The sequence below is a fragment of the Arthrobacter sp. B0316-1-20 genome (genome assembly GCF_059091865.1).
Window position 1 is genome coordinate 1 of the sequence record NZ_JBNHHC010000196.1, and the last position, 3,330, is coordinate 3,330.

A 3,330-nucleotide genomic window follows, 5' to 3' on the forward strand; every position below is an offset into this window, starting at 1 on the left:
GGGAAAATCCCGCGGGTTTCCGGTCCGGACAGGGAGCTGAACGGCATGGCGGACGTGGCAGTGGTGGGGGCGGGACCCAATGGACTGACCGCGGCCGTCACCATGGCGCGGGCCGGACTGAAGGTCCGCGTCTTCGAATCGGGCAGCACTGCCGGCGGCGGGGCGCGGACCGCCGAGCTGATGGAGCCGGGCCACCTGCACGATATATGCTCCGCAGTGCATCCAATGGCCCTGGCCTCGCCCGCCTTCCGGGCCTTCGGCCTGTCGGACAGGATCGAGCTGGCTATCCCGGAGATCTCCTACGCGCATCCGCTTGACGGCGGAGCGGCGGCCATCGCCTATCAGGACCTGGACCGCACCGGGGAGGGGCTGGGGCACGACGGCGGCGCCTACGTCCGCCTGATGGCACCCTTGGTGCGTCGCTGGGAGGCGATGGTCGGCTTCACCATGGACCAGTTGCTGCGCGTGCCGCCCCACCCGGTGGACGCGCTCCGGTTCGGGCTGGCGGCGCTGGAGCAGGGCAGTCCTGCCTGGAACGTCCGTTTTCCGTCCCGGCACGGCGCGGACAGCCCGGCCGCCGCCATGCTGACCGGCGTCGCGGCCCACCCGGTGGGACGGATGCCCTCGCTCTCCTCCTCCGCTGCCGGGCTGATGCTGGGCATGCTGGCACACGCCGTCGGATGGCCGATTCCGGTGGGCGGGTCGCAGGCCATCATCGCCGCGCTGGTTTCCGACCTCGAAGCCCACGGCGGCGAGGTGGTCACCGGACAGCGGATCGGCTCGCTCGGTGACCTATCCGGCACTCCGGCGGTACTGCTGGATACCGCTGCGCCCGCCCTGCTGGAAATCTCCGACGGTTCCCGGGGCACCTTGCCGTCCCGCTACGAACGGCAGTTGCGCAGCTTCCGGTTCGGCAATGCGGCCTGCAAGGTGGACTTCATCCTGTCCGGTCCGGTGCCGTGGGCCCACCCGGAGGTGGCCCGGACCGGAACCATCCATCTGGGCGGCAGCCGCGCGGAAATCGCCCGCGGCGAAGCTCAGGTCGCGGCCGGCCGGCACCCGGACAGCCCCTATGTGCTGGTGTCGCAGCCGTCTACTTTCGATCCCGGCCGGGCCCCGGCCGGCCGGCACATCCTCTGGACCTACTGCCACGTTCCGGCCGGTTCCACGCGCGACATGACCGAGGCGATCACCGCCCAGGTGGAGCGCTTCGCGCCCGGGTTCCGGGACGTCGTCGTACGTTCCCAGGTGACGACGGCGGCACAGCTGGCCAGCTACAACGCCAACTATGTGGGCGGTGATTTCGCGGCGGGGGCGACATCGCTGCGGCAGGTCGTGGCCCGTCCGGTGCTGTCCGCGAATCCCTGGAAAACGCCGCTGGATGGCGTCTACCTGTGTTCGGCCTCGACGCCGCCCGGGCCCGGAGTGCACGGGATGTCAGGATTCCATGCCGCCCGCCGGGCGCTGGCGGAGGTCTTCGGCCTCAATGTTCCGCCTTTTGTGCCTTAGCTGCACCTTGGAGGAAGGAATGCCAAGGAGGCTTATCAATGCGTCGGTTGAGTGCTGCTGCCGGGATCGCCGTGCTGCTGGCGGTCAGCTGCTGCGCCGCATGGATCCGGGCACCTATACGGAGTACCTGGGGTCGCCGGAGTTCTGGAACCGTACGCTGCAGAACTGGCAGTCCGAGTTCCTGGCCGTCTGGTCCATGGTGATCCTGTCCGTCTACCTGCGCCAGCGCGGGTCCCCTGAATCGAAGCCGGTCGGCGAGCCGCACGATTCCACCGGCATGACGGGATAACGAGGCTCGTCCCTCCCCTCCCATCACCACACCCCCGAAACCTCAGTTTTTGTTGAAAATGCCCTCGAAAACCAGCAAAAACTGAGGTTTCGCGGGGTTGGGGTGGGGGCGCGTATATTCGGTGGGGGCGCAGCTTGCAGTTCCTGCGCCGGGTCACGGCAAACAACGACGGCGCCGGCTGCGGTGCCAGGGGAGGGTACAGATGCGTCTGGGTACAGTGCGGCGGAACGGGGCCACGCAGGCTTTCCGGCAGGAAGGCACGACGACGACCTATCTGCCGGCCAAGGACGTCGCCGAACTCCTCGAGCGCCCGGACTGGCGGACCCTCGACGGCGAGGACGGGCCGGCACCGGAGCCCCGCGAACTGGACCAGCCGATCCTGCGGCCGCGGAAGATCGTCTGTGTCGGGCTGAACTACCATGCCCACGCCGAGGAGGTAGGCAAGGACGTCCCCTCGGTTCCCACGCTGTTCGCCAAGATGGACAACGCGCTGATCGGCCCGGTGGACGATGTCATCATGCCTGCGGCCAGCAAGAAGATCGACTGGGAGGCAGAACTCGCCGTCGTCATGGGGCGGAAGGTGCGCCACGCGGATGAGGCGGCCGCCCGGGAGGCGATCCTGGGCTACAGCGTCATCAACGATGTCTCCGTCCGCGACTGGCAGGGCCGCACGGAGGAATGGTTCCAAGGCAAGAACTGGGACGCAATGACGCCGTTCGGACCCGTGATCGTCACGGCGGATGAACTCAATCCGGAGGACGGCCTGGCCGTCGAGTGCGTGATCGACGGCGAGGTCAAGCAGTCCGGCAATACCAGCGACATGATCTTCAGCCCCGCCGCGCTGGTGGCCTACATCACCGAGTTCATGACCCTGGACGCGGGGGACATCATCGCCACCGGAACCCCGGCGGGGGTGGGCGTGGCCCGCAAGCCCCGGCGCGAGTGGATTCCCGTGGGCGCCGAATTGGTGACGCGGATCGAAGGCATCGGCGAACTGCGCAACCGCTGCGTGGCAGAGCAGGTGGCCGGGAAATAGCGCGGCGGCATACGATCGAACAGTGGCAGCACCGAGGCTTTTCGGACGGGACCGCGAACTGGCGCAGTGGCGCGGGATCGCGTCCTTCGTGGCGGGTGGAAAGACCGCGGAGCTGACCATCGCCGGTCCGGCTGGCATCGGCAAGACATCACTGCTGGACGCGGTCTGCGAGGATGCGGCCGGCCGCGGCTGGCATATCCTGCGGTCCTCCGGCGATGCCAACCGCAACCTGCCGGGGGCGATGCTGTGGCAGTGGTTCGCAGCGCTGGCGCAGCAGCACCCGGAAGGCACGGCACCCTTCGACGGCCAGGGTGCGCTGGTCCACAGGTTCCTGATGGCTCCCGGCACGCAGATCCACCAGGACGCCCTGAGCTATTCGGCCTCCTGGATCCTGCGTTCGCTGGCGCACGGACGCCCGGTGATCGCCGCCGTCGACGACGCCCAGTGGCTGGACGAAATTTCCCTGGGCACTCTGAGGAACATCGACAGCCTGCTC

3 protein-coding genes and 1 pseudogene are annotated in these 3,330 nt (G+C 68.4%); all 4 read left to right on the forward strand.

All coding sequences use genetic code 11. The features are described from left to right. Positions 1-45: 45 nt before the first annotated feature. Positions 46-1,509, forward strand: coding sequence for a phytoene desaturase family protein (locus tag AC5RW2_RS41705; protein ID WP_494030501.1), 1,464 nt, complete (start codon positions 46-48; stop codon positions 1,507-1,509). Positions 1,510-1,603: 94 nt separating this feature from the next. Then, a pseudogene (locus AC5RW2_RS41710) lies at positions 1,604-1,798 on the forward strand (DUF6766 family protein); the annotation flags it as partial. A 202-nt stretch (positions 1,799-2,000) separates the two neighbouring features. After that, positions 2,001-2,834, forward strand: a complete 834-nt coding sequence (locus tag AC5RW2_RS41715) for a fumarylacetoacetate hydrolase family protein (protein WP_494030502.1) — start codon at positions 2,001-2,003, stop codon at positions 2,832-2,834. 22 nt (positions 2,835-2,856) lie between these two features. Continuing rightward, on the forward strand, positions 2,857-3,330 hold a 474-nt coding region (locus AC5RW2_RS41720), incomplete at its 3' end, for an ATP-binding protein (RefSeq protein ID WP_494075331.1).

Coding starts and splice junctions, on each gene's coding strand:
- AC5RW2_RS41705 (WP_494030501.1), top strand. CDS start 46: ATGGCGGACGTGGCAGTGGTGGGGGCGGGACCCAATGGACTGACCGCG.
- AC5RW2_RS41715 (WP_494030502.1), top strand. CDS start 2,001: ATGCGTCTGGGTACAGTGCGGCGGAACGGGGCCACGCAGGCTTTCCGG.